The sequence below is a fragment of the Burkholderia sp. Ac-20349 genome, from assembly GCF_017104865.1.
In the GTDB taxonomy this organism is placed as follows: domain Bacteria; phylum Pseudomonadota; class Gammaproteobacteria; order Burkholderiales; family Burkholderiaceae; genus Burkholderia; species Burkholderia aenigmatica.
On the sequence record NZ_JAAGPM010000027.1, the window covers coordinates 35,297 to 58,281 of the forward strand.

General features: G+C 67.1%; 26 protein-coding genes. 15 read left to right on the plus strand and 11 right to left on the minus strand.

Annotated elements, in window-relative coordinates; genetic code table 11:
- Window positions 1-6: 6 nt before the first annotated feature.
- Window positions 7-1,251 (minus strand): sarcosine oxidase subunit beta family protein, encoded by a 1,245-nt coding sequence (locus G3N61_RS12305; RefSeq protein ID WP_006480591.1) that lies wholly within the window; start codon window positions 1,249-1,251, stop codon window positions 7-9.
- Between the two features lie 16 nt (window positions 1,252-1,267).
- Window positions 1,268-2,653: an L-serine ammonia-lyase gene (locus tag G3N61_RS12310; RefSeq protein WP_043180619.1), complete on the minus strand. Its 1,386-nt coding sequence runs from the start codon at window positions 2,651-2,653 to the stop codon at window positions 1,268-1,270.
- Between the two features lie 300 nt (window positions 2,654-2,953).
- Between G3N61_RS12310 and G3N61_RS12315 the strand changes: the two genes are divergently transcribed.
- Window positions 2,954-4,036, plus strand: a complete 1,083-nt coding sequence (locus G3N61_RS12315) for a GlxA family transcriptional regulator (RefSeq protein ID WP_205822507.1) — start codon at window positions 2,954-2,956, stop codon at window positions 4,034-4,036.
- A 145-nt stretch (window positions 4,037-4,181) separates the two neighbouring features.
- Here G3N61_RS12315 and G3N61_RS12320 read toward each other — a convergent pair whose 3' ends face one another.
- On the minus strand, window positions 4,182-4,862 hold the full coding sequence (locus G3N61_RS12320; protein WP_089451942.1) for a hypothetical protein: 681 nt from the start codon (window positions 4,860-4,862) through the stop codon (window positions 4,182-4,184).
- A gap of 493 nt (window positions 4,863-5,355) precedes the next feature.
- Here G3N61_RS12320 and G3N61_RS12325 point away from each other — a divergent pair, with 493 nt between their 5' ends.
- The 7 genes from G3N61_RS12325 (at window position 5,356) to denD (ending at window position 12,240) form a co-directional block, all read left to right on the plus strand.
- Window positions 5,356-6,060: a FadR/GntR family transcriptional regulator gene (locus tag G3N61_RS12325; RefSeq protein WP_011354089.1), complete on the plus strand. Its 705-nt coding sequence runs from the start codon at window positions 5,356-5,358 to the stop codon at window positions 6,058-6,060.
- 49 nt (window positions 6,061-6,109) lie between these two features.
- Entirely contained in the window at window positions 6,110-7,000 is an 891-nt protein-coding gene (gene ltnD, locus G3N61_RS12330; RefSeq protein ID WP_089451941.1) for an L-threonate dehydrogenase, read from the plus strand.
- 19 nt (window positions 7,001-7,019) lie between these two features.
- Window positions 7,020-8,318 carry a 3-oxo-tetronate kinase gene (gene otnK / locus G3N61_RS12335; protein WP_205822508.1) on the plus strand — a complete coding sequence of 433 codons (1,299 nt, stop codon included), beginning with the start codon at window positions 7,020-7,022 and terminating at the stop codon, window positions 8,316-8,318.
- Window positions 8,315-8,953: an aldolase gene (locus G3N61_RS12340; protein ID WP_089451939.1), complete on the plus strand. Its 639-nt coding sequence runs from the start codon at window positions 8,315-8,317 to the stop codon at window positions 8,951-8,953. Before otnK ends, G3N61_RS12340 begins: the two co-directional genes overlap by 4 nt.
- 112 nt (window positions 8,954-9,065) lie before the next feature.
- The gene (locus G3N61_RS12345) at window positions 9,066-10,391 is read left to right on the plus strand and encodes an MFS transporter (RefSeq protein WP_043180633.1); all 1,326 of its coding nucleotides are present in this window, start codon (window positions 9,066-9,068) and stop codon (window positions 10,389-10,391) included.
- A 72-nt stretch (window positions 10,392-10,463) separates the two neighbouring features.
- Window positions 10,464-11,267: a 2-oxo-tetronate isomerase gene (gene otnI, locus G3N61_RS12350; RefSeq protein WP_205822509.1), complete on the plus strand. Its 804-nt coding sequence runs from the start codon at window positions 10,464-10,466 to the stop codon at window positions 11,265-11,267.
- A gap of 1 nt (window position 11,268) precedes the next feature.
- Window positions 11,269-12,240: a D-erythronate dehydrogenase gene (denD, locus tag G3N61_RS12355; RefSeq protein ID WP_205822510.1), complete on the plus strand. Its 972-nt coding sequence runs from the start codon at window positions 11,269-11,271 to the stop codon at window positions 12,238-12,240.
- A gap of 40 nt (window positions 12,241-12,280) precedes the next feature.
- On the opposite strand, the gene G3N61_RS12360 is transcribed toward denD, so the two are convergent.
- The 3 genes from G3N61_RS12360 to G3N61_RS12370 form a co-directional block, all read right to left on the minus strand.
- Window positions 12,281-13,369, minus strand: a complete 1,089-nt coding sequence (locus G3N61_RS12360) for a lysylphosphatidylglycerol synthase domain-containing protein (RefSeq protein WP_205822511.1) — start codon at window positions 13,367-13,369, stop codon at window positions 12,281-12,283.
- A complete protein-coding gene (gene hpnI, locus G3N61_RS12365; RefSeq protein WP_205822512.1) occupies window positions 13,366-14,535 on the minus strand; it encodes a bacteriohopanetetrol glucosamine biosynthesis glycosyltransferase HpnI in 1,170 nt (389 codons plus the stop codon). The genes G3N61_RS12360 and hpnI overlap by 4 nt, the downstream gene beginning before the upstream one ends.
- A 62-nt stretch (window positions 14,536-14,597) precedes the next feature.
- Window positions 14,598-14,948, minus strand: a complete 351-nt coding sequence (locus tag G3N61_RS12370) for a hypothetical protein (protein WP_205822513.1) — start codon at window positions 14,946-14,948, stop codon at window positions 14,598-14,600.
- A gap of 189 nt (window positions 14,949-15,137) precedes the next feature.
- Between G3N61_RS12370 and G3N61_RS12375 the strand changes: the two genes are divergently transcribed.
- Window positions 15,138-15,665, plus strand: coding sequence for a cytochrome b (locus G3N61_RS12375; protein ID WP_205822515.1), 528 nt, complete (start codon window positions 15,138-15,140; stop codon window positions 15,663-15,665).
- Window positions 15,662-15,937 carry a hypothetical protein gene (locus tag G3N61_RS12380; RefSeq protein WP_205822517.1) on the plus strand — a complete coding sequence of 92 codons (276 nt, stop codon included), beginning with the start codon at window positions 15,662-15,664 and terminating at the stop codon, window positions 15,935-15,937. The genes G3N61_RS12375 and G3N61_RS12380 overlap by 4 nt, the downstream gene beginning before the upstream one ends.
- Here the strand turns inward: G3N61_RS12380 and G3N61_RS12385 are convergent.
- Window positions 15,934-16,209 carry a DUF4148 domain-containing protein gene (locus G3N61_RS12385; RefSeq protein WP_205822534.1) on the minus strand — a complete coding sequence of 92 codons (276 nt, stop codon included), beginning with the start codon at window positions 16,207-16,209 and terminating at the stop codon, window positions 15,934-15,936. The genes G3N61_RS12380 and G3N61_RS12385 overlap by 4 nt on opposite strands.
- Before the next feature lie 80 nt (window positions 16,210-16,289).
- Entirely contained in the window at window positions 16,290-16,634 is a 345-nt protein-coding gene (locus G3N61_RS12390; protein ID WP_205822519.1) for a DUF4148 domain-containing protein, read from the minus strand.
- 241 nt (window positions 16,635-16,875) lie between these two features.
- Between G3N61_RS12390 and G3N61_RS12395 the strand changes: the two genes are divergently transcribed.
- Window positions 16,876-17,565, plus strand: a complete 690-nt coding sequence (locus G3N61_RS12395; protein WP_043180647.1) for an aspartyl/asparaginyl beta-hydroxylase domain-containing protein — start codon at window positions 16,876-16,878, stop codon at window positions 17,563-17,565.
- A gap of 98 nt (window positions 17,566-17,663) precedes the next feature.
- Here G3N61_RS12395 and G3N61_RS12400 read toward each other — a convergent pair whose 3' ends face one another.
- Entirely contained in the window at window positions 17,664-18,029 is a 366-nt protein-coding gene (locus G3N61_RS12400) for an ASCH domain-containing protein (RefSeq protein WP_205822521.1), read from the minus strand.
- A 236-nt stretch (window positions 18,030-18,265) separates the two neighbouring features.
- Between G3N61_RS12400 and G3N61_RS12405 the strand changes: the two genes are divergently transcribed.
- The 3 genes from G3N61_RS12405 to G3N61_RS12415 all read left to right on the plus strand — a co-directional run bounded on the left by G3N61_RS12405 (window position 18,266) and on the right by G3N61_RS12415 (window position 20,631).
- A complete protein-coding gene (locus tag G3N61_RS12405; RefSeq protein ID WP_043180651.1) occupies window positions 18,266-18,535 on the plus strand; it encodes a MoaD/ThiS family protein in 270 nt (89 codons plus the stop codon).
- Between the two features lie 67 nt (window positions 18,536-18,602).
- The gene (locus G3N61_RS12410; RefSeq protein WP_205822523.1) at window positions 18,603-19,751 is read left to right on the plus strand and encodes an exo-alpha-sialidase; all 1,149 of its coding nucleotides are present in this window, start codon (window positions 18,603-18,605) and stop codon (window positions 19,749-19,751) included.
- Between the two features lie 157 nt (window positions 19,752-19,908).
- The gene (locus tag G3N61_RS12415) at window positions 19,909-20,631 is read left to right on the plus strand and encodes a hypothetical protein (RefSeq protein WP_205822524.1); all 723 of its coding nucleotides are present in this window, start codon (window positions 19,909-19,911) and stop codon (window positions 20,629-20,631) included.
- Between the two features lie 54 nt (window positions 20,632-20,685).
- On the opposite strand, the gene G3N61_RS12420 is transcribed toward G3N61_RS12415, so the two are convergent.
- Window positions 20,686-21,609 carry a LysR substrate-binding domain-containing protein gene (locus G3N61_RS12420; protein WP_205822525.1) on the minus strand — a complete coding sequence of 308 codons (924 nt, stop codon included), beginning with the start codon at window positions 21,607-21,609 and terminating at the stop codon, window positions 20,686-20,688.
- Between the two features lie 147 nt (window positions 21,610-21,756).
- On the opposite strand from G3N61_RS12420, the gene G3N61_RS12425 reads away from it, so the two are divergent.
- Window positions 21,757-22,182, plus strand: coding sequence for a PACE efflux transporter (locus G3N61_RS12425; protein ID WP_043181431.1), 426 nt, complete (start codon window positions 21,757-21,759; stop codon window positions 22,180-22,182).
- A 9-nt stretch (window positions 22,183-22,191) separates the two neighbouring features.
- Here the strand turns inward: G3N61_RS12425 and G3N61_RS12430 are convergent, their stop codons facing one another.
- The gene (locus G3N61_RS12430; protein WP_205822526.1) at window positions 22,192-22,818 is read right to left on the minus strand and encodes a trimeric intracellular cation channel family protein; all 627 of its coding nucleotides are present in this window, start codon (window positions 22,816-22,818) and stop codon (window positions 22,192-22,194) included.
- Window positions 22,819-22,985 lie beyond the last annotated feature (167 nt).

The window sequence follows — 22,985 nt, forward strand, 5'->3', positions numbered from 1 at the left end:
CGGGGGTTAGTGCGCGACGGCGGCAGCGCCGTGCTCGTCGATCAGGTGGCCCGTGTAGAAACGGTCGAGCGCGAACGGCGCGTTCAGCGGATGCGGTTCGTCGCGGGCGATCGTGTGCGCGAACACCCAGCCCGAGCCGGGCGTCGCCTTGAAGCCGCCGGTACCCCAACCGCAGTTGAAATAGAGGCCCTTCACGTCGGTCTTGGTGATGATCGGGCACGCGTCCGGCGACACGTCGACGATGCCGCCCCACTGGCGGTTCATCCGCACGCGCGAGAACACCGGGAACATCTCGACGATCGCCTGCAGCGTGCTTTCGATGATGTGGAAGCTGCCGCGCTGGCCGAAGCCCGTGTACTGGTCGATGCCCGCACCGATCACGAGGTCGCCCTTGTCGGACTGGCTGATGTACGCGTGCACCGCGTTCGACATGATCACCGAGTTGACGACCGGCTTGATCGGCTCGGACACCAGCGCCTGCAGCGGGTGGCTTTCGATCGGCAGGCGCACGCCGGCCATGTCGGCGAGCGTCGTCGTGTTGCCGGCTGCGACCACCGCAACCTTCTTCGCCTTGATGAAACCCTTCACCGTATCGACGCCGACGACTGCACCGCCTTCGCGGCGAATGCCCGTCACCTGGCAGTTCTGGATGATGTCGACGCCCGCGCGATCCGCGCCGCGCGCGAAGCCCCAGGCCACCGCGTCGTGACGCGCCACACCTGCGCGGCGCTGGATCGATGCGCCGAGCACCGGGTAGCGGCTGTTCAGGTTGATGGTCGGCTCGATTTCCTTGATCTGCGCGGGCGTCAGGAATTCGGCGTCGACGCCGTTCAGCCGGTTCGCGTTCACGCGACGCTCGGTGTCACGCACGTCCTGCAGCGTGTGGGCCAGGTTCATCACGCCGCGCTGGCTGAACATCACGTTGTAGTTCAGGTCCTGCGACAGCCCTTCCCACAGCTTCATCGCCTTCTCGTACAGCGCGGCCGATTCGTCCCACAGATAGTTCGAGCGCACGATCGTCGTGTTGCGCGCGGTGTTGCCGCCGCCGATCCAGCCCTTCTCGAGGATCGCGACGTTCGTGATCCCGTGCTCTTTCGCGAGGTAGTACGCGGTCGCGAGGCCGTGGCCGCCGCCGCCGACGATCACGACGTCGTATTCCTTCTTCGGTTCCGGGCTCTTCCACTGCTTTTCCCAGTTCTCGTGATACGAGAGGCCGTTGCGGAACAGGCTGAATATCGAGTAGCGGCTCATGTTAGTGATCCTTCGTTTAGCATTCGATGACGTTCACGGCCAGACCGCCGCGCGACGTTTCCTTGTATTTCGTCTTCATGTCGGCGCCCGTCTCGCGCATCGTCTTGATGACCGAATCGAGCGACACGTAGTGCTGGCCATTGCCCTTGAGCGCCATCCGCGATGCGTTCAGCGCCTTGATCGCGCCCATCGCGTTGCGCTCGATGCACGGGATCTGCACGAGCCCGCCGACCGGGTCGCAGGTCATCCCGAGGTTGTGCTCCATGCCGATCTCGGCGGCGTTCTCGACCTGGTCGGGCGTACCGCCCATCACCGCGGCGAGCGCGGCGGCGGCCATCGAGCACGCGACGCCCACTTCGCCCTGGCAACCGACTTCCGCGCCGGAGATCGACGCGGTTTCCTTGTAGATGATCCCGATCGCCGCGGCCGTCATCAGGAATTCGACGATGCCGGCTTCGTTCGAGCCCGGCACGAACTTCACGTAGTAGTGCAGCACCGCGGGAATCACGCCGGCCGCACCGTTGGTCGGCGCGGTGACGACACGGCCGCCCGCCGCGTTCTCCTCGTTGACGGCCATCGCATACAGGTTGACCCAGTCGAGCATCGACAGCGGGTCGCGCAGCGATTCCTCCGAGCGCTCGCGCAGGCGCGCATTCAGCTCGGCCGCGCGGCGCTTCACGCGCATCGGGCCGGGCAGGTCGCCCTCGACCTTGCAGCCGCGCTCGACGCAGGCGGCCATCGTGCGCCAGATCGCGAGCAGCCCGGCGCGCACTTCGTCGGCGGGACGCAGCGCGCATTCGTTGCGCATCATCAGCTCGGCGATCGACAGCCCGTGCTCGCGGCACTGGCGCATCAGGTCGTCGCCGGTACGGAACGGATACGGCACCTCGACCGCCGCGCGCACGCCGTTCACGCGATCGCCGTCGCGGTTCACGACGAAGCCGCCGCCGACCGAGTAATACTCTTTCTCGACGAGCAGCTGGCCGTGCTCGTCGAAGGCCTGGAAGCGCATCCCGTTCGGGTGCACGATGCTCGTGCCGCTCATCAGCTTGCGATAGAAGCCGATGTGCTCCTTTTCCTCGAAGCGCACGGTCTGCTTGCCGAGCAGCGACAGCGATTTCTCCGCGCGGATCGCGGCAAGCCGCGGCTCGATCAGGTCCGGGTCGATCGTGTCGGGCAGGTGGCCCTCGAGGCCGAGCAGCACGGCCTTGTCGGTACCATGGCCCTTGCCGGTCGCGCCGAGCGAGCCGTATAGTTCGACCCGCACGCGGCGCACGAACCCGAGCAGGTTCGCGTCCTCCACGTGCGACGCGAAGCGGCACGCGGCGATCATCGGGCCGACCGTATGCGAACTGGACGGGCCGATGCCGATCTTGAACAGGTCGAAGACGCTGACGTTCATCTGGCTTCCTCTGGGTGGGACACACGTGAAATGACGTTGGCGCCAGTACATCAAAGCGTAAAATCGGCCGATAGAACAAAAACGGCATCGGCGTGGGATACCGCCGCCAAGCACCACTTCGGCAGCCCCGAAAGTGCGTTTTGGCGATGGTTGGCGACGGAAAACCACAAGTCGGGCCGGAACCGATCGGCGACGCTGGCTACATCCGCGCCGCCCGGCCCCGCCCGCTTGCCGTACCCGCATTACCCGTATCAACAGACTGAGTGAGACCGCCCGCCCGGCGTGAAGAGATTGGCCGCAATGACAACCGACGTCCCCGCTTCCCCCCTCGCAGAACCCGCGCCGCGGCGTATCCGCTTCGGCATCGTGCTCCTGCCGAACTTCACGCTGACGGCCTTCTCGGGCTTCGTCGACATGCTGCGGCTGTCGGCGGACGACGGCGACTACAGCAAGCCCGTGCGCTGCGCGTGGAGCGTGATCGGCGAAACCCTCGCGCCGGTGCGCGCGAGCTGCGGGATCCAGATCACGCCGTGGGAAACCTTCGACGCGGCCGAGCCGTTCGACTATGTGGTGGTGGTCGGCGGGCTGCTGCATTCGGGCCCCCAGGCGGGCCCCGAGACGCTCGACTTCATCCGCCGCTCGGCGGCCGACGGCGCGACGGTGGTCGGCATCTGCACCGGCGTGTTCACGCTGATGCGCGCGGGCGTGCTCGACGGGCACCGCACCTGCGTGAGCTGGTTCCACTACTGGGATTTCATCGAGCGCTTTCCGGCCGCCGACCCGGATCTGCTGATCGCCGACCGGCTGTTCGTGATCGACCGGCGCCGCATCACCTGTTCGGGCGGCCGTGCGTCGATCGACGTCGCCGCCGCGATCCTGCTGCGTCATTTCGATCACGCGACCGTGCAGAAGGCGCTGCGCATCCTGCTGGTCGGCGAGATGCAGAAAGGCAATGCGCCGCAGCCGCATCCGCCGGGGCTCGAACCGGCCACGCATCCGAAGGTCAAGCGCGCGATTCTCCTGATGGAACAGCATGTCGGGCGCGCGCTGTCGCTCGACGAGCTCGCGAGCAAGCTCGATTTGTCCACGCGGCAACTCGAGCGGCTGTTCAAGGCGGAAACGGGCAAGAGCCCGCAGGCGTTCGCGAAGCAGGTGCGGCTGCGCACGGCCGCGTGGCTGCTGACGAGCTCGGATCGCACGGTGGCCGATATCGCATCGAGCTGCGGGTTCGCGGATGCGTCGCACCTCGGGCGCGAGTTCCGCAAGCAGTACGGCGTGCCGCCGGCGACGTATCGGGAACGGGGGGGTGACGTGGCGGAAGCCGGTGCGGCGGCGGAGGATAACGAGTCGCTATCTCAAACCAATCTCATTTCCTCTGACTGACCGCCGCCAACGATTCAGGCTGAATCGGCTGCCGCGACCGATCGGTTTCGGCATTGTGCGAAAGGTAGCCGGTCGAGGAATTCAGTATTCAAATGCCGGTTGAATTCGCAGATGGCCCCGTTTTCTGGACGCGATAAAGGAAGCACTATCGTGTGGCAGCCCCTAGCTCATAAGCCTGCTGCACGTCGTCCAGAGACAGAATCAATTTCGATGCTTTCCCGCGCTTGATGACGAACACGTTGTTGTCAAAGTATCCCGCGCCAACCACCGTACCAGGCATCTGAACTTTGGTCGACGTGATACGCAACGTAAGTGAATCGCTTCCATTCGGTGCATCGGGCACCGTCTGGGCCGTATCCACGTACCCATAGCCGGGATCCGACTGGTGCGAAATCACCAACAGCACGTCATCCGGGCCCGGATTGACGCCGGAAGGCATCCGCGCGCTGTCGAGGCTCGCCAATTTGAAGTCATTCATGTCGTCCGGCGAGCGCAAGACCGTCAGGAAGGTATTCTGTTCAAACGCCGTGCTCCTGAGATCACGCTTCGTCGGCTGGCCTTGCGCCGCCTCCTTGATTGCATGAAGCTCGTCGTTCATCAGCGCCCGCACTTGGGCGTCGGCGTCAGGTGGCAATGATGCCTGGGGAATGGATAACGACATGAACTGCGCCGCCGGCGAATAATTGACTGGCGTGTCGTGCCTGCCACACGCCGCCAGCATGAGCCCGAGCGCTATCGGGGCCGCACGAGAAAATACCTGGCCGAATTTGAACGACACGAGCGTCTCCCGAACAATTTCCTTGTTTTTTGCGCCATCGAATGCCACGTGCCATGTATTCGATGCAGCGGCTTGACGAACTCCGATGGCAAGTGAATCGAATAAAAGCCGAGTAAAAACCTGATCATATATTCACCGGAATCCAGCGCTTTATACCATGCCGCGATTTAGGGTCGAGCGTCGCGAAACACTCGGCACGGCTCCAATGGAATTGGCGGACTTTCCGAACCGATCGAGCCCATTGAACGCAGACCGTCGGTCCGCTGCCAGAAAATCCAGATGGCCGCGTGTCGACCGACGTGAGGCCGTCGGTCATGCACTCTGGAATTCGCCATTGCCAAGCATGCACCACTGCCCCATCGCGACTGACACGATTCCTCTGGACCGCCACGCCACGAATGATCGCCGCATGTTTCGCTGAATTGGAACCGGTTCCAATCAACTTGACCGACGTTATCCACCTTTAACCGAGGGTTATCCCTGATGCTGTCGCACACTCAAATTTGTATGATGACCACATAACCTGACAAACCAGAGCACCATGTTCGAGAAAATTCCCGCCCGTGCGATGAGCGACCATGTCGCGCAGCAACTGCTCAAGCAGATCGAAGTCGGTAGTTTCTCCGCCACCGGCAAGCTGCCGACGGAGGCCGTGCTCGCGCAGGAATTCGGCGTGAGCCGCACCGTGATCCGCGAGGCGATCTCGCGGCTGAAGAACGAAGGCGTGGTCGAGCCGCGCCAGGGCAGCGGTGTGTACGTGAACCAGCACGGCGCGATCCGGCCGCTGAGGATCGACTACGCGGAGGCAGTCGAGGCCACGTCGCTGCCGCACCTGCTCGCGGTGCGGCGCGCGATCGAGGCCGAGGTCGCGGCCGAAGCCGCGTTGAATCACACCGATGAAGACATGGCCGACATCGACGACGCGCTGCGCAAGATCGACGATGCGGTGGCCGAAGGGCGCGACGGCGTCGCGGAAGACGTTGCGTTCCACCGCACGATCGCGGCCGTTACCGGCAACCCGTATTTCCTGAAAACGCTGCAGTTCCTGAACCAGTACCTCGAAGCCGGCGTGAAGGTCACGCGGCGCAACGAAGCGACGCGCGAGGACTTCTCGCGCCAGGTGCGCGAGGAACACGCGGCGATCGCCGACGCGATCCGCGCACGCGACCCGATGGCCGCACGCAACGCGGCACGCACGCACATGTACAACGCCGCCCGCCGTCTCGCGGAAGCCGGCATCTGCTGAACCCGGCGGCGGCCGCGCCGCCCCTCTTCCGAATCGATCAAGGTTGACCATGTCACGAAATGTTGGAGTCATCGGCCTCGGCGCGATGGGCCTCGGCGTCGCCCGCTCGCTGCTGCGCGCCGGCCTGCGCGTGCACGCATGCGACGTGCGCGACACCGTGCTGCAGGCGTTCGCCGCCGAAGGCGGCATCGCCTGCACAACGCCGGCCGAACTCGGCGCGCAGTGCGACGTCGTCGTCACGCTCGTCGTCAATGCCGCGCAGACCGAAACGGTGCTGTTCGGCGAGCACGGCGCGGTCGCGGCGATGCAGCCGGGCGGCGTCGTGATCGCCAGCGCGACCGTCGCGCCCGAATTCGCGGTCGCGCTCGGCGCGCGCATCGAGGCCGCCGGCCTGCAGATGCTCGATGCGCCGGTGTCGGGCGGCGCCGCGCGCGCGGCCTCCGGCGAGATGACGATGATGACGTCGGGTCCGGCCGCCGCGTACGCCGGCTGCGAGGACGTGCTCGCGGCGATCGCCGGCAAGGTCTATCGCCTCGGCGACGCACACGGCATCGGCTCGAAGGTGAAGATCATCAACCAGCTGCTGGCCGGCGTGCACATCGCGGCGGCGGCCGAGGCGATGGCGCTCGGCCTGCGCGAAGGCGTCGATGCCGATGCGCTGTACGACGTGATCACGCACAGCGCCGGCAATTCGTGGATGTTCGAGAACCGCGTGCCGCACATCCTGAACGGCGACTACACGCCGCTGTCGGCCGTCGACATCTTCGTGAAGGATCTCGGCCTCGTGCTCGATACCGCGCGCCGCAGCAAGTTCCCGCTGCCGCTGTCGGCCACCGCGCACCAGATGTTCATGAGCGCGTCGAGCGCCGGCCACGGCGGCGAGGACGATTCCGCCGTGATCAAGACTTTCCCCGGCATCACGCTGCCGCCTGCCCGCTGATTCGACCGACGCCCCTGCCATGACCGCTTCCGCTTCCCGTCCCCTGCTCGGCTGCATCGCCGACGATTTCACCGGCGCGACCGATCTCGCGAACATGCTCGTGAAGAGCGGCATGCGCACCGTGCAGACGATCGGCGTACCCGCCGACGGCACTGCCGACAGCACGCTCCACGCCGACGCGATCGTCGTCGCGCTGAAGTCGCGCACGATCCCCGCGGCCGACGCCGTCGCGCAATCGCTCGCCGCCTGCGAATGGCTGCGCGCGCAAGGCTGCCGGCAGTTCTTTTTCAAATACTGCTCGACGTTCGATTCGACCGACGCGGGCAATATCGGCCCCGTCGCCGATGCGCTGCTCGATGCGGCCGGCGGCGGCTTCACGATCGCGTGCCCGGCGTTCCCTGAGAACGGCCGCACGATCTATCGCGGCCACCTGTTCGTCGGCGACGTGCTGCTGAACGAATCGGGGATGGAGAACCATCCGCTCACGCCGATGAAGGACGCGAACCTCGTGCGCGTGCTGCAGCGGCAAACGCAGTCGCCGGTCGGCCTGATCCGCTACGACACGATCGCGCTGGGCGCGGCCGCCGTGCGGGCGCGGATCGACCAGCTGCGCGCGGAAGGCGCGCGCTTCGCGATCGCCGACGCGCTGTCGGATCGCGATCTCTACGTGCTCGGCGAAGCGTGCGCGGGCCTGCCGCTCGTCACCGGCGGCTCGGGCATCGCGCTCGGCCTGCCGGCGAATTTCCGCCGCGCGGAGCAACTGCCCGAACGCGACAACGCGGCGTCGCTGCCGCGCATCGAAGGGTTCTCGACGGTGCTCGCCGGCAGCGCATCGAAGGCCACCAATGCGCAGGTCGCCGCCTGGCGCGCCACGCGGCCGAGCTTCCGCATCGATCCGCTCGCGGCATCGCGCGGCGAACCCGTCGTCGACCAGGCGCTCGCGTTCGCGCGCGCGCACCTGCCGCAGCCCGTGCTGATCTATGCAACCGCGACGCCCGACGAAGTGAAGGCCGTACAGCAGGCGCTCGGCGTCGACGCGGCCGGCCATCTCGTCGAAGCCACGCTCGCGGCGATCGCGCGCGGCCTGCGCGACCTCGGCGTGCGCAAGTTCGTCGTCGCGGGCGGCGAGACCTCCGGCGCGGTCGTGCAGGCGCTCGACGTGAAGTCGCTGCAGATCGGCGCGCAGATCGATCCGGGCGTACCGGCGACGGCCACCATCGATGCGCAGCCGCTCGGCCTCGCGCTGAAGTCCGGCAACTTCGGCGCGACGGACTTTTTCGACAAGGCGCTGCGCGCGCTGGATGGAGCCGCACGATGAGCGACGAAGCGACACTGCGCGAAGAGATCTGCGTGGTCGGCGCGAGCCTGTATGCGCGCGGCCACGCGGTCGGCAGCGCCGGCAACATCAGCGCGCGCCTCGCCGACGGCTGGCTGATCACACCGACCGACGCATGCCTCGGCCGGCTCGATCCGAACGACATCGCGAAAGTCGGCCTCGACGGCCAGCACTTGTCTGGCGGCAAGCCATCGAAGACGCTCGCACTGCATCGCGGCATCTACGCGCGCAACGCCGAAGCGAACGGCATCGTCCACACGCATTCGACGCACCTCGTCGCGCTGACGCTCGCGGGCGTGTGGCGCGACACCGACGTGCTGCCGCCGATCACGCCGTACTACGTGATGAAGGTCGGCCACGTTCCGCTGATCCGTTACCGCCGCCCCGGCGACCCGGCGGTCGCCGCCGAAGTCGCGGCGCTCGCCGACCAGGTACGCGGCGTGCTGCTCGAGCGCCTCGGCCCCGTGATGTGGGGGCCGTCGGTGTCGCACGCATCGTTTGCGCTCGAAGAGCTCGAGGAAACGGCGCGGCTGTGGCTGATGACGCACCCGAAACCCGAGCCGCTCGACGACGCCGCGCTCGACGAATTGCGCACCAGCTTCGGCGCGCGCTGGTAGCGACGCGCCCCACAACGATTCCCATGCCCGCCGTGTGCGCGGGCCCTTCCGTCAGCACACACATGATCCGGCGGCGGTCGCGCCGCCGGCAGACAACACCCTGGAGACGACGATGACTGCTCTCGACGCGGCCGCTGGCCGCTCGCCCGCCGCGCCCGCCCATGCCGCGGAACTCGACCGCACCTACAAGAAAGTGTTCTGGCGCATCGTGCCGTTCCTGATGCTCTGCTACGTGGTCGCGTATCTCGACCGCGTGAACGTCGGCTTCGCGAAGCTGCAGATGTCGCAGGATCTCGCATTCAGCGAAACGGTGTTCGGGCTCGGCGCCGGCATTTTCTTTCTTGGCTATTTTCTGTTCGAACTGCCAAGCAATATGCTGATGCACCGGATCGGCGCACGCATCTGGATCGCGCGGATCATGATCACTTGGGGCCTGCTGTCCGCGCTGTTCGCATTCGTGAAGACGCCGACGCAGTTTTACGTGCTGCGCTTCCTGCTCGGCCTCGCGGAAGCCGGCTTCTATCCGGGCGTGATCCTGTATCTCACGTACTGGTTCCCGTCGCATCGCCGCGCGAAGATCATCGCGGTGTTCATGTCCGCGATTCCCGTGTCGGGCATCTTCGGCAACCCGCTGTCGGGCTGGATCATGGAGCGCTTCCACGGCGGCTCGGGCTTCCACGGCTGGCAATGGATGTTCATGATCGAAGCCGTGCCGGCCGTGCTGGTCGGCATCGCGACGATCCTGTATCTCGACAACAGCATCCGCAGCGCGAAGTGGCTCGACGAGCGCGAGAAGCAACTGCTGGAGGACGAGATCGCCGCGCAGCCGCAGGAACAGCAGAAGCACGGCCATTCGCTGAAGGCCGTGTTCTCGGACCCGCGCATGTGGTGGATGTCGCTGATCTACTTCGCGTTCGTCACGGGCCAGTACGGCCTCACGTTCTGGATGCCGACGCTCGTCAAATCGACCGGCATCACCGATACGCTGCAGATCGGCCTGCTGTCGGCCATTCCGTTCCTCGTCGCGATCGTCGTGATGAACCTGTTCGGCCACAGCGCGGACAAGCGCCGCGAACGCCGCTGGCACCTGATCGTGCCCGCGCTGATGGGCGCGGTCGGGTTTGCGGTCGCCGCGTCGTACTCGCACAATACAGCGGTGTCGATCGTGTTCCTGTCGCTCGCGGCCGGCGGCGTGCTGACCTGCGCCCCGCTGTTCTGGTCGCTGCCGACCGCGTTCCTCGCGGGCTCCGCCGCCGCGGCCGGGATCGCGATCATCAACTCGGTCGGCAACCTCGCCGGTTTCGCGAGCCCGTACGTGATCGGCTACCTGAAGGACGTCACGCACAGCACGGCGTCCGGCATGTACGTGCTCGCCGTGATGCTCGTGATCGGCGCGATCGCCGTGTGGCTCACGCCCGCGAAACTCGTGAACCGCTGATCTGCCGAACCGGCCGCCATTCGACGCGGGGTGCCGTGCGCCCCGCCCCATTCATTCACAGGACCCGCTGCCATGCCACGCTTCGCCGCCAACCTCTCGATGATGTACACCGAGCATGCGTTCCTCGAACGCTTCGCCGCTGCCGCCTACGACGGCTTCAAGGCCGTCGAGTACCTGTTCCCGTACGACTTCGCCGCCGAGGACATCCGCGCGCGCCTCGACACGCACAACCTCGAACAGGCGCTGTTCAACGCGCCGCCCGGCGACTGGGCCGCGGGCGAACGCGGCACCGCGTCGCTGCCGGGCCGCGAGGACGAGTTCCGGCGCGGCATCGACCAGGCGCTCGACTATGCGCGCGTGCTCGGCAACAAGAAGCTGCACGTGATGGCCGGCATGGTGCCGCCGGGCGCCGACCGCGCCCGCCATCGCGACATCTACCTGTCGAACCTGCGGCACGCGACGCAGGCCGCCGCCGCGCAGGGCATCACGATCCTGATCGAGCCGATCAACCAGCGCGACATGCCCGGCTATTTCCTGAGCCGCCAGGACGACGCGCAGGCGATCTGCGCGGAAGTCGGCGCACCGAACCTGAAGGTGCAGTTCGACTGCTACCACTGCCAGATCGTCGAAGGCGATCTCGCGATGAAGCTCAAGCGCGATTTCGCGGGCATCGGCCATATCCAGATCGCGGGCGTGCCCGAGCGTCACGAGCCGGATATCGGCGAACTCAACTACCCGTACCTGTTCGCGCTGATCGACGCGCTCGGCTACGACGGCTGGATCGGCTGCGAATACCGCCCGAAGGCCGGCACGTCGGAAGGGCTCGGCTGGCTCAAGCCTTACCTGTCATTCAAAGCATTCGAAGAGGGCAACTGAAATGAAAGTACTGATCACCGGCGGCGCCGGCTTTCTCGGCCAGCGTCTTGCGCGCAAGCTGCTCGAGCGCGGCGAACTGACCGGCCCCGATGGCCGGAGCGAGAAGATCGACGAGCTGGTACTGCTCGACGTCGTCGCAGGCAGCGATTTCGGCGACGCACGCGTGACGTCGATCGTCGGCGACATCGCCGACCGCGCGGTGCTCGACAGCGCGATCGACACGCAAACCGGCGCGATCTTCCACCTCGCGGCAATCGTCAGCGGGCAGGCCGAGGCCGATTTCGATCTCGGCATGCGGATCAACCTCGACGCGTCGCGCACGCTGCTCGAAGTGTGCCGCGCGCGGGGCCATCGGCCGCGCGTCGTGTTCACGAGCTCCGTCGCGGTCTATGGCGGCGCACTGCCCGACGTCGTGCAGGACGACACCGCGCTGAACCCGCAATCGTCGTACGGCGCCGAGAAGGCGATCGCCGAACTGCTGCTGTGCGACTACGCGCGGCGTGGCTTCGTCGACGGCCGCGTGCTGCGGTTGCCGACGATCAGCGTGCGGCCGGGCCGCCCTAACGCGGCCGCGTCGTCGTTCGCGAGCGGCATCATCCGCGAACCGCTGAACGGCGAGGAAAGCGTATGCCCGGTGCCGGGTTCGACGCGGCTGTGGCTGCTGTCGCCGCGCGGCGCGATCGAAGCGCTCGTCGCCGGCTGCGAGATCGACAGCGCGCAGCTCGGCAACAAACGTGTGATCAATCTGCCCGGCATTTCGGTGTCGGTCGACGAAATGATCGCGGCGCTGCGCGAAATCGCGGGCGACGAAGTCGTGAAGCTGATCCGCCATGTGCCGGACGAGCGTGTCGAGAAGATCGTCGGCAGCTGGCCGGGCCGCTGGGATACGTCGCGCGCGGAAGCGCTCGGGCTGAAGGGCGACACGTCGTTCGCGGACGTGATCCGCAGCCATCTCGCCGACGAACGACGCTGATCGCGCCGCCCGCCGCGCGGGCCCCGGCTGCCCGGTCGCATCAGTGCGGCCGGGCGGATTCCCCAATGGGCAACGGCGCGCGTTTCGTTCCGCCCGGCCGGTTCGCCGAACCGGCCGCCCACTGCCACGCCAGCAGGCCCGGCAGATAGAACAGCAGATCGCGTACGCGCCGTGCGCCGGCCAGCGCGAGACAGGTCGGCGGGTCGAACCCGAGCAGCCCGCCGATCAGCACGAACCCGCCCTCCTGCACGCCGAGGCCGCCCGGCATCAGGAACGCGATGCTGCTCACGAGCTGGATCAGCGCCTCGATCGCGAGCGCCTGCGCGAAGGTCGGCTCCGCGCCGAGAAAATACAACGCGAGCCAGATTTCCAGCGCATAGCCGACGAACTGCAGCGTCTGCCAGATCGCGAGATAGCGCACGACGATGCCGGTCTTTCTCCAGATCATCCGGATCGACTGATCGGTGCGCGCCGATTCGCCGACCAGCGCCACCACCTTGCCGCTCGTGACGCGGTTGATCACGCGCATCGCGCGTTCGAACGGCCGCGCATGCTGCACCAGCGCGAACAGCAGCAGCACCGGCACCAGCGCGGCCATGCCGATCGCGAGGTTGCCGGCCACCCGCGCGGCATCCGACGACACGTGCTCGAGCACGTAGCCGATCGCGACCAGCGCGAACACCAGCTGGCTGATCAGCGTCAGCTGCATGTCGGCGACGAGGCTGGCCACGACCGTTGCCGGCCGCACGCCCGCCTGCCGCAACAGGCCGAACGACACGATCTCGCCGCCGATCCGCGCGACCGGCAACAACCCGTTGATCGATTCGCGGATCCACACGAGCTTCAGCATCGTCGCGAACGACGGCCGGCGCGGGCCGCGGATCAGCATCCGCCAGTCCCATGCGTTCGCGAGCATCGGCAGGATGTGCGCCAGCGCCGCGAGCAACAGCCCCGCGCCGGCGATCTGCAGGCGGTGCAGGATTTCCAGCGGATGCTCGCGCCAGATCAGCCACACGGCGAGCGCGAGCCCGCCCAATGCCGCCACCTGCCCCGCATGACGGAGCCGTGCGTCGCCCCGCGCGGCGTTCCGCTCCGCGGCATCGGCGCCGGGGTTCGTCTGCGTCGTCATGATTCGCTCACCGGCGACAGCAGGCCTTCGCGGTCGACGCGAAAGCGCGTGCCGCGCCACACGACATGCGACGAGAAGAAGCTCGACACGAACACGAAGAACTGCAGGAGATCGACGAACGGCAGCCAGAGCGCGCCGCGCAGGCCCGCGCCGGTCGCCCGGCTCGTCTTCAGCATCAGCAGCGCCCGTGCGGCGAGCGCGGCGACCGTCAGCCCGCACGCGGCGGTCGTGCCGCCGGAGAACAGCAGCGCCAGCAACGCGAGCGGCACCGGGTGCATCAGCACCGAGCCGGCATGGCCGAGCCGGTCCGCCGCGCGGATCGTGCAACTCCAGCGCAATTCGTGTGCGTACAGCTTCGCGAACGTCTCCTCGACGCACGCATGCCCGACGACGAACGGCGGAATGACGACCTGCGCGCCCACCTGCCGCACCGCTTCGCCCAGCGCGTGATCCTCGGCCAGATGATGCGCGAAACGCGCGAGCCCGCCGATGCGTTCGAGCGTCGCGCGCGTGATCGCAATCGTCTGACCAAAGCACGGGCGCGCGCGCCCGATGAAGAGCCCGGTGATCACGCCCGGCAGGAAATGGTAGTTCGTCATCGCGACGGCGATGCCGGGCCAGAAGCCGGGCGATGCGATGCCGCGATACACGCTCGTCACGATGCCGACATCCGGCTGCTGCAGCGCGCCGACGACAGCGCGCAAATAATCGCGCTCGACCAGTACGTCGCTGTCGGCGAGACAGAGCACCGAATACTCCGCGTGTTCGAGCATGTTCACGAGATTGGCGATCTTGCGGTTCGGCCCGTACAGCCGCGCATCGGCGACGACCTTGATGTTCGCATCAGGGTAGCGCGCACGCAGCGTCTCGACGGCCGCGAGGGCTTTGTCGTTCGCATCGTGCACGCCGAACAGGTGCTGGACCGGTCCCGGATAATTCTGTACGAAAAAGCTTTCAAGATGCTGTACGAGCTGCCACTCGTCGCCGTGCAGCGGCTTCGCGACGGTGACGCCCGGATAATCGCGCGGCTCGGCCGCCGCCCGGGAAAAGAACCGGCCGACCAGCACGCTGGCCGTGACCGTATATGCAACGCCCAGTAACACGCCCAGCCCGCAGACGATCGACATTGCCCCGGCCAGCGCGCGCAGCACATGCAGCAAAACCATGCTTCTCCCCAGTGGTGACCCGTGCGACCACGACACCCGGGAACCGCCGCGCGCACGCGGGTTCACCCGTGCGCGCCGCCGTATCGATTCCCGTGGAGCCGGATGTGAAGGACGACCAAGCGACGATACGCGCATTCAGATGACACAACTACCGTGCGGCGATCGATTCCTGTCACGCGCACGTAGCCGCATGCGACCGCGGCCCGGAACGCGACGTCGGCAAGCTTGCGGGCCGAAAGGATCGCCGTGGCGACCGCGATGACGACCCAGACGCGAAACGTCATCGTGGTGAAAAATGCTTCGGGTACGCGCCCCGCAAGCAGCGACACCAGCACGAAACACTGAATGAGCATGCCGGCCAGTGCGGCGATCAGCAGGTGGGCGCGCCATCGCTCGATCGTCGAAGATGCCATGGTGAAGAGTCTCCCGTGCGGACGACCGGTATCGGTCTGAAAGATTCGAAAGGTCGCGTGGGTCAGGATCAGGACAAGCGAAAGTCCAGCGGAGAACGATTGTGGCGACGCCTGCTTAACGTTTCGTTAAGGAAGCGACCGTAGAATTCGCCCGATCGATATCGTCCCCGTCGTACGCCAGGAGTCTTCATGTCCACGCCCGCCCGATATGACACCGTTGCGCGTTTTCTTCACTGGCTGATCGTCGCGCTGATCGTTGCGCAATTTGCCATCGGCTGGACGATGCCCGACGTGCATCGCGACACGCAGCCCATCGGCCTGATCGCCGCGCATCTGCTCGTGGGCACCGCGCTGCTCGCCGCGATGGCTTGCCGCGTGCTGTGGCGCGCGACGCATCGCCCGCCCGCGAGCGACCTGCCGCCCGCGATGCGTGCGCTGTCGGGCGTCACGCATTTCGCGCTCTATGCGCTGCTGATCGCGGTGCCGCTGCTCGGCTGGATCAACGCGTCGTCGCGCGCATGGGGCGTGACGCTACTCGGGATCGTGCCGTTGCCCGCGCTGTCGGCGGCCGGCTCCGGATTCGGCCACGCGATGGGCGACGTGCACGGCATCCTCGCCTGGGCACTGTTCGGCGGTATCTGCCTGCACGTGGTCGCCGCGCTGGCGCACCGCTTCGTGCTGCGCGATCAGGTCGTACAGCGCATGATGCCCTGGTGATCACCACGCTGGCGGCACGGCATGCCATTGCGTGCATGAACCGGGCTGCCGCCGAGGCCGATACCGGCTTCCGCTCCGGCTCATCGCGCGAACGACCTGCCCGCCCATCTGGCGCGGCAGGCCAGATGATCGCGACGCCGCGCGAAGCGGCGCGCGATGACCGGCATCGCAACCGGCGCCCTTCTGCCGCGTCGAGCGGCACGAAGGGCTGCCGTACTGCCGTGCCGCGAACACGACGGCCTGAAGTCACACAAGACCATGGCGGCACCTAGTTGCGGGTCTGCGCCGGCGTATAGGCGGCCGGTGCATGCGCGGCGGCCGCCGCCATCCTCGCCCGGTCCTGCTCGGCAAGCTTCGCTTCCGCCGCCTGGATGTCCGCCGGATACTCCCCTTCGTCTCCCTTCGCCGGGTCATACCCGGCTGCTTCCAGACGCATCAATTCGTCGCGAACCTGGGCACGCGTCAGCGGCGCGGCCGATTGCGCGAAGGCCGACTGACCGACGATCGCTCCGATCATCATCAGTACTGCGATATATGTTTTCATCATGAACTCCTTCAATGTTCCGTATCGATCCACCTTGTCGAGTGCCTTGAATGCCTGACCTGCGCACGCGGGCGGCTGCGTCAGCTTCCGAAATAGATCGAGCAGAAGCTTGCGGGGCCGACGCACGCGGCAGAACCTGGGCGCGGCGACATCGTCGCCGGCTTGCCCGCTTCGGAGGCGGCGGCCGGATCGCCGCCGATCGCCGTGCTGGCCTGATGCTGCGGCATCTGCTCGGCCTGCCGCTGGAACAGCGGGCTCACGTCCGGATACGACGTATCGGTCACGAAGCGCAGCCCGTTGTTTTCGGCGTCGATCAGTTGCTGCCTGACCTGCGCGCGCGTCAGTGCCTGTGCCGACGCTTGCGGCGCGATACCCGCGAGAGAAATCGCCGCCACGGCGGCGGCCACCAGCCAATGCGTATTCATGTTCCACTCCTTGAGAAGTCAACGAGACGACGTGCTACACCCGTATGACGACGGAGCGTGTGCGTTTATTCCCGCGCGCCGCGACCCGGACCACGCAGTTTCTCCGGCGCCGGGCACGCTCGGGACGGACGTTCATGAAACTGTCATTCTTTCGTCAGCCGGCGTAACCTGACGTAACGCAGCGCCCGCCGCGCTTCGGGCAGACTGACGTCATCCCCTACGGATCGCCCTTCGATCGACCATGTCCGTCGCTTACGACTATGCAGCCGGCCTGCTGCGCACGCTGTACGACCGCCATATCGACGGCGGTGCAGTGCTCGATACAGCCGCGTTTCCCGACGCCGAGCGTTTCGTCCGGGCGTGGACCGACATCCAGACAGAGGCATTCGCCGTGGCGCGCGACATGCCGCGCATCCCGCGCTTTCACGAGATCATGCGCGAGCAGTACGACATCTCGGCCAACGACGCACGCGACTGGCGGATGTTCATCATGCAGGCGTACGGCCAGCCGTTCCCGCGCAACCTGTCGCGCTGCCCGACCGTCGCGTCGATCGTCGCGGCGTCGCCGGACGTGCTGTCCGCATCGCTGTCGTTCCTCGCGCCCGGCAAGCACATTCCCCCGCATCGCGGGCCGTTTCGCGGCATCCTGCGCGGCTATCTCGTGCTGTCGATGCCGACGCGCGCGGACGGCACGCCGGCCGCCGTGCTCAAGGTCGACGGCCACGAATACCGGCTCGAGGAAGGACGCTTCCTGCTGTGGGACGACACGTTCATGCACGAGGTGTGGAACGACAGCGACGCCGTACGGATCGTGCTGCTGCTCGATATCCGCCGGCGCGGGATGCCGCGCCCGCTCACGTGGCTGTCGAATGCGGTGATCGGCGTCGTGCGGCTCGGGATCCGGATTCGCGGGCGGTCGATTCCGGTTTAGTACACGTCACCGGCATGCGCCGCGTGACCAGTCGATTCGCGACCGCCCTATCTTGTGACAAGACGGAACTCAGCGCAGTCCGGATGCAGGCGCAATCATCAGGACACCTTGCCGGAGCCATCCGCCAACGCATAGATGCCGCGCCTGGCGACACACGGAAACGGCGGATCGATCGCCCGCACGTTCGTCAGTTCCCAGCATACGTATCCGGCGCACCATGACTTGCCTTGCGCACGGGCTTCATCAGGCGTCCAGTCGTGTATCCCCACGACGTCGACCAACGCAAGCGCGATACCGTCGGGATCCTCCTGTCCGTCCTGTCGCAGGAAGATCGTGTTCTGCACCAGCACGAGATCGCGCAGCGGCAGGGCCGGCGGCGCCCACGACCGGATTTCCACCCGCTTGCGGCCCGCGACGATATCGTCGACGGCGGGTTTGACGATCGACAGCGCGAATCGCGGCATGGCAAGCGTTTCCTTCATCGGTAAATGGAGCGTGTGCGACCGTCGTCTGGCATTGCAGCCGAACCCGGCATGCGATGACGATCCGGGCAGGATTGTTGCCGAATCACCGGATCGTGTCGACCGGGACGGATCCGACACGCCGGCACACCGCGACTACGCGACGTCACCTTTCCGCCGCCGACGGATCGCCTAAACTACAGACCGTCCCCTCCGCGCGGCTCCTGCCAGTCACCGCCATGGCGCACCTCTTCTTCGCCGCTTCGATCCAGCGGCATATCGAAACGCCCGAGCGCGAAATCGACGCCCACTCGGTCGGCGAAGCATTCGACACCGTTTTCGGCGAGCAGCCACGGCTGCGCGGTTACATCCTCGACGACCAGGGTGCGCTGCGCAAACACCTGTCGGTATTCATCGACGGCCAGCCGATACGCGACCGGCAGCATCTGTCCGATGTGCTCGGCGACGCCAGCCGGGTCTATGTCGTGCAGGCGTTGACGGGCGGATAAGGGGACGTATGCATCAGCCCCGATCCAGCACCCCATCGCGCGGTCGGGCCATCAGGAGACATCGCACATGAACGATCGACTGCTCGTCGCCACCCGCAAGGGCCTGTTCGTCCTGCAGCCCGACCGCCACGGCGGCTGGACGCTCGGTGAGCCGCACTTCGCCGGCGAGCCGGTCAGCATGGCGCTCGCCGACCCGCGCGACGGCACGCTGTATGCCGCGCTGAACCTCGGCCATTTCGGCGTCAAGCTGCACCGCAGGCAGGCAGGCGCCGCCGACTGGGAAGAATGCGCAGTCCCCGTCTATCCGCCGCAACCCGCCGACGCCCCACCCGCCAGCGCCCGCGTGAATGCCGGCACCGGCGACGCGGACGACGCGCCGCCCGGCCCGCCGCAGCCGCCGTGGACGCTTCAGCAGATCTGGTCGCTCGAAGCCGGTGGCGCCGACGAGCCGGGCGTGCTGTGGGCCGGCACGATTCCCGGCGGGCTGTTCCGCTCCGACGACGGCGGCCGTTCCTGGGTGCTCAACCGGGCCTTGTGGGATCGCCCGGAGCGCGCCGAATGGGGCGGCGGCGGATACGATGCGCCGGGCATCCATTCGGTGATGGTCGATCCGCGCGACAGCCGGCACGTGACGATCGGCATCTCGTGCGGCGGCGTCTGGCAGACCGCCGACGGCGGCGCGACGTGGCGTGTGACCGCCGACGGCATGGAAGCCGACTACATGCCGCCCGAGCGGCGCGGCGAACCCAACATGCAGGATCCGCACCGCGTCGTGCAGTGCGCGGCCAACCCGGACGTGCTGTGGACGCAGCATCACTGCGCGATCTTCCGCTCGACCGATGGCGCCGAACACTGGCGGCGCATCGAGGCACAGCCTTCGAGCTTCGGCTTCGCGGTGGCCGTACACCCGCGCGAGCCGGATACCGCGTGGTTCGTGCCGGCCGTGAAGGACGCGTGCCGGATTCCGGTGAACGGCCGGTTCGTCGTCACGCGCACGCGCGACGGCGGGCGCAGTTTCGAGCAGTTCACGAACGGGTTGCCGCCCGCACCGGCGTACGACCTCGTGTATCGGCACGGGCTCGCGGTGGACGATTCGGGCACGCGCCTCGCGATGGCGTCGACGACGGGCGGGTTATGGACGTCCGACGACGGCGGGGAAAACTGGCGGCTGGTGTCTGCGCATTTGCCTCCGGTTTATTGCGTCAGGTTCGGGTAACGACGGGCGACGGGCCGGTTGACGGCCCGCTCCGGAACGTCGAAGCCGATGCAAAAATGCGGTGGCCCGCTCGTCGGCAAACCGCGCCTCCGCACGCCGCCCGATCGGCCCGCCGAATCGCTTACACTGCACGCCCGACCTCTCATCCCCCGTCGCCATGCGATTTCTCCGGTCGTTTCCCGGGCGTTTCAACGCTGCGCCGCACAGCCTGCGCGCACTGCTTGCGTTCACCGCCCTCGCCGCCGCCACCGCACATGGCGCCGGCCCGACCAACACGACCGACGCTCCATGCGGCAAGGTCGACACCGGCTACACACTCGACGACAGCATCCGCGGCGCGTTCGGCTCGACCCAGCCGGTCACCGCCTGCATCGACGTGCTGCGCGGGCAGCCCGACGGCCCGCGACGCCTGCGCATCTTCGTCGACGGCAAGCGCGTGCTCACGAACGACGCGATCGCGATGGGACCAGACGACGGCGGCGTGATGGGCGATCCGTACCAGCCGCTCGACATCAGCCATGGTTCGCTGCTGGTGCGGAATGACGGCGGCAGTTCGATGCGCTGGGGCGAAACCTGGCGCGTGACGACGCGCAACGGCCAATGGATCGTCGCGGGATGGGATGAGGACAGTTGGGACTTCCGCTGGGACGGCAGCGGCAGCAGCGAATCCCATACGAGCGTCAATGCATTGACGGGAGACGTGCACGACAGCGACGCGCCGATCCCCGGCGACGAAACGCCCGCGAAACACGCCGTCCGTCGCACCTGCAAGCTGCCCGACGCATGGCGCAGCCCGGCCGTCGCGCAGATCGCAGCGATACGCGACCGAAGCTGGCGTTGCGACGCGAAGCTCGCAAAGCCGATACGCCCCGGGAAATGACCGGAGCGGCACCCCCGCCCGCGCATGACGAGCGGTGCGGCCATGCGTTCCCGCTCAGCCCCCTCCCGCCATCCGCGCCACCGCCTCCCGCGTCTGCGCAATTTCCGCTTCGAGCCAGTCGAGAAACGATCTGACCTGCGGCTCCCGTTCCCGCCCCGGCCGGCACAGCGCGACGAAGCGCGCGCCGTCGAGCCGCACCGACGGCTCGATCGGCATCAATGCCCCGAGCACGACATGCTCGGCGGCCAGCACGGAGCTGAGCAGCGCGATACCCTGCCCGTGCAGCACCGCCTGCAACGCGTAATGCTCGTCGTCGTAGTGGCGAAACACCGCGCGTTCGAGCCACGCGTCGCGACCGGCCGCGCGACACCACGACGCCCAGTCGACCGACACCGGCAGCGGCGTATCCCACACGGTCTCGATCAGGTCGAGCGGCTCGTCCGTGCGATGCACGTCGAATCCGGCCGCCGCATACGCGCCGAAATACTCGTCGATCAGCGCAATCTCGTTCAGCGCCGGAAACGTGCGCGACGTCGCGCGAATCGCCAGATCGATCCGCGCATCGCGTTCAAGATCGGCGAGCGTGTTGCCGGTTTCGACCTTGATATGCAGGTGCGGATCGACGTGACGAAACCGGCCGAGGCGCGGAATCAGCCACATCGCGGCAAAGGCGGGCGTGGTGGTCAGCACGAGCGTACGCTCGCCGGTCGCTTCGGGCCGCACCGCATCGAGCCCGCGGCTCAATGCGAGCAGCGCATCGTGACTCGCGCGAAACAGACGCTCGCCTTCGTCCGTGAGCCGCACGCCGCTCGCGCCGCGCTCGAACAGCAGCACGCCGAGGCGGCTTTCGAGCGACTTGATCTGGTGCGACACGGCGGCCGGCGTCACGGACAGTTCGTCCGCGGCGGCCTTGAACGCGCCGAGCCGCGCCGACGACTCGAATACACGCAATGCGGTCAGGGGGATTTTCAAGAACACGGGGCCTCGCGGGCCGGATGCGGCCGGGTTGAATTCGATTCAATCGGGGTGAGATTAGGTGAATTGAAGCGGGCGTGCAACGCGGGTAGCCTTGCGGGACGTCGCGGCACGGTGCCGCGGCGGGTGTGGTCGAACCGGAGAAACAACGTGCAAGGCCTACCGCGCAGGATCACGCAGGCGGTGCTCTACGAAGCGATCGCCATTTCCTGCATCTCGCCCGTGATCGCGGCGCTCTTCAAGCAGGATCTCGTCTATTCGGGGGCACTGTCGGCGACGATGTCGGCGATCGCGATGCTGTGGAACATGATCTTCAACGCGCTGTTCGAGCGCTGGGAAGCGTCGCGGCGGCAGCCGGCGCGTACGCTCGGGCGGCGGATCCTGCATGCCACCGGATTCGAAGGCGGGCTGATCTTCATCCTCGTGCCCGTCGTGTCGTGGTGGCTCCGTATCTCGTGGTTCGACGCATTCGTCGTCGATATCGGACTGTTCGCGTTCTTCTTCTGCTACGCGTTCGTGTTCCAGTGGGCGTTCGATCGCGTGTTCGACGTGCCGGCGGCGACGAAGGGGGCGTAAGCCGAACGCTCACGCGCCCGTGGCAATTTTCGGCAATTGCCAGCCGAAGCGCACCGCTGCCATCCGCAACGCAAAACAGGCGACGCCGCCCAGCACGGCCGCGATGACCGGCGGACACCCAAGCCGCCTGCACGACACGACGAACACCGCGCCGAGCAGCGCCGCGCTCGCATAGATGTCCGTGACCAGCACGACCGGGATCCGTGCGAGCAGCATATCGCGCACGACGCCGCCACCGCAACCGGTCACGGCGCCCATCAGCGTCGCTATGAACGGATGAACCCGGAATTCGAGTGCCTTCACCGCGCCCGCGACCGCGAACAACGCGAGGCCGGCCGCATCGAGCGTCGTAAGCAGCGATGGCGAGAACGTGGCGACCCGCGCGTGAAAGACGAACGCGAACAGCCCGGACGCGAACGCAAGCGCCGGATAGCGCCAGTCGCTCACGGCGCTCGGCGGCCGTGCGCCGATCAGGAGATCGCGGATCACGCCGCCGCCGAGCGCGACGACGAGCGACAACACCATGACGCCGAACAGGTCGAGTCCGGCACCGATCGCCGCATTGGCGCCCTCGATCGCGAACACCACCGTACCCGCGAGATCGGCGGCGAGCACGACTTGCTCGATGCGCTTCATGCGAAAGAATTGCCGGCGTGCGGCCGCGTCCGGTTGCAGCCTGCGTCCGCACCGGCAGCCGCGCCGTTCAGCCGCCCGCTGTCTGTCTGCCGCCTTGCGGAATCCCCACGCGTGTTGCGGATCATCGCTGCCTCCTCGATCGAGATCGGGCAGTCTAGCGCATCGTG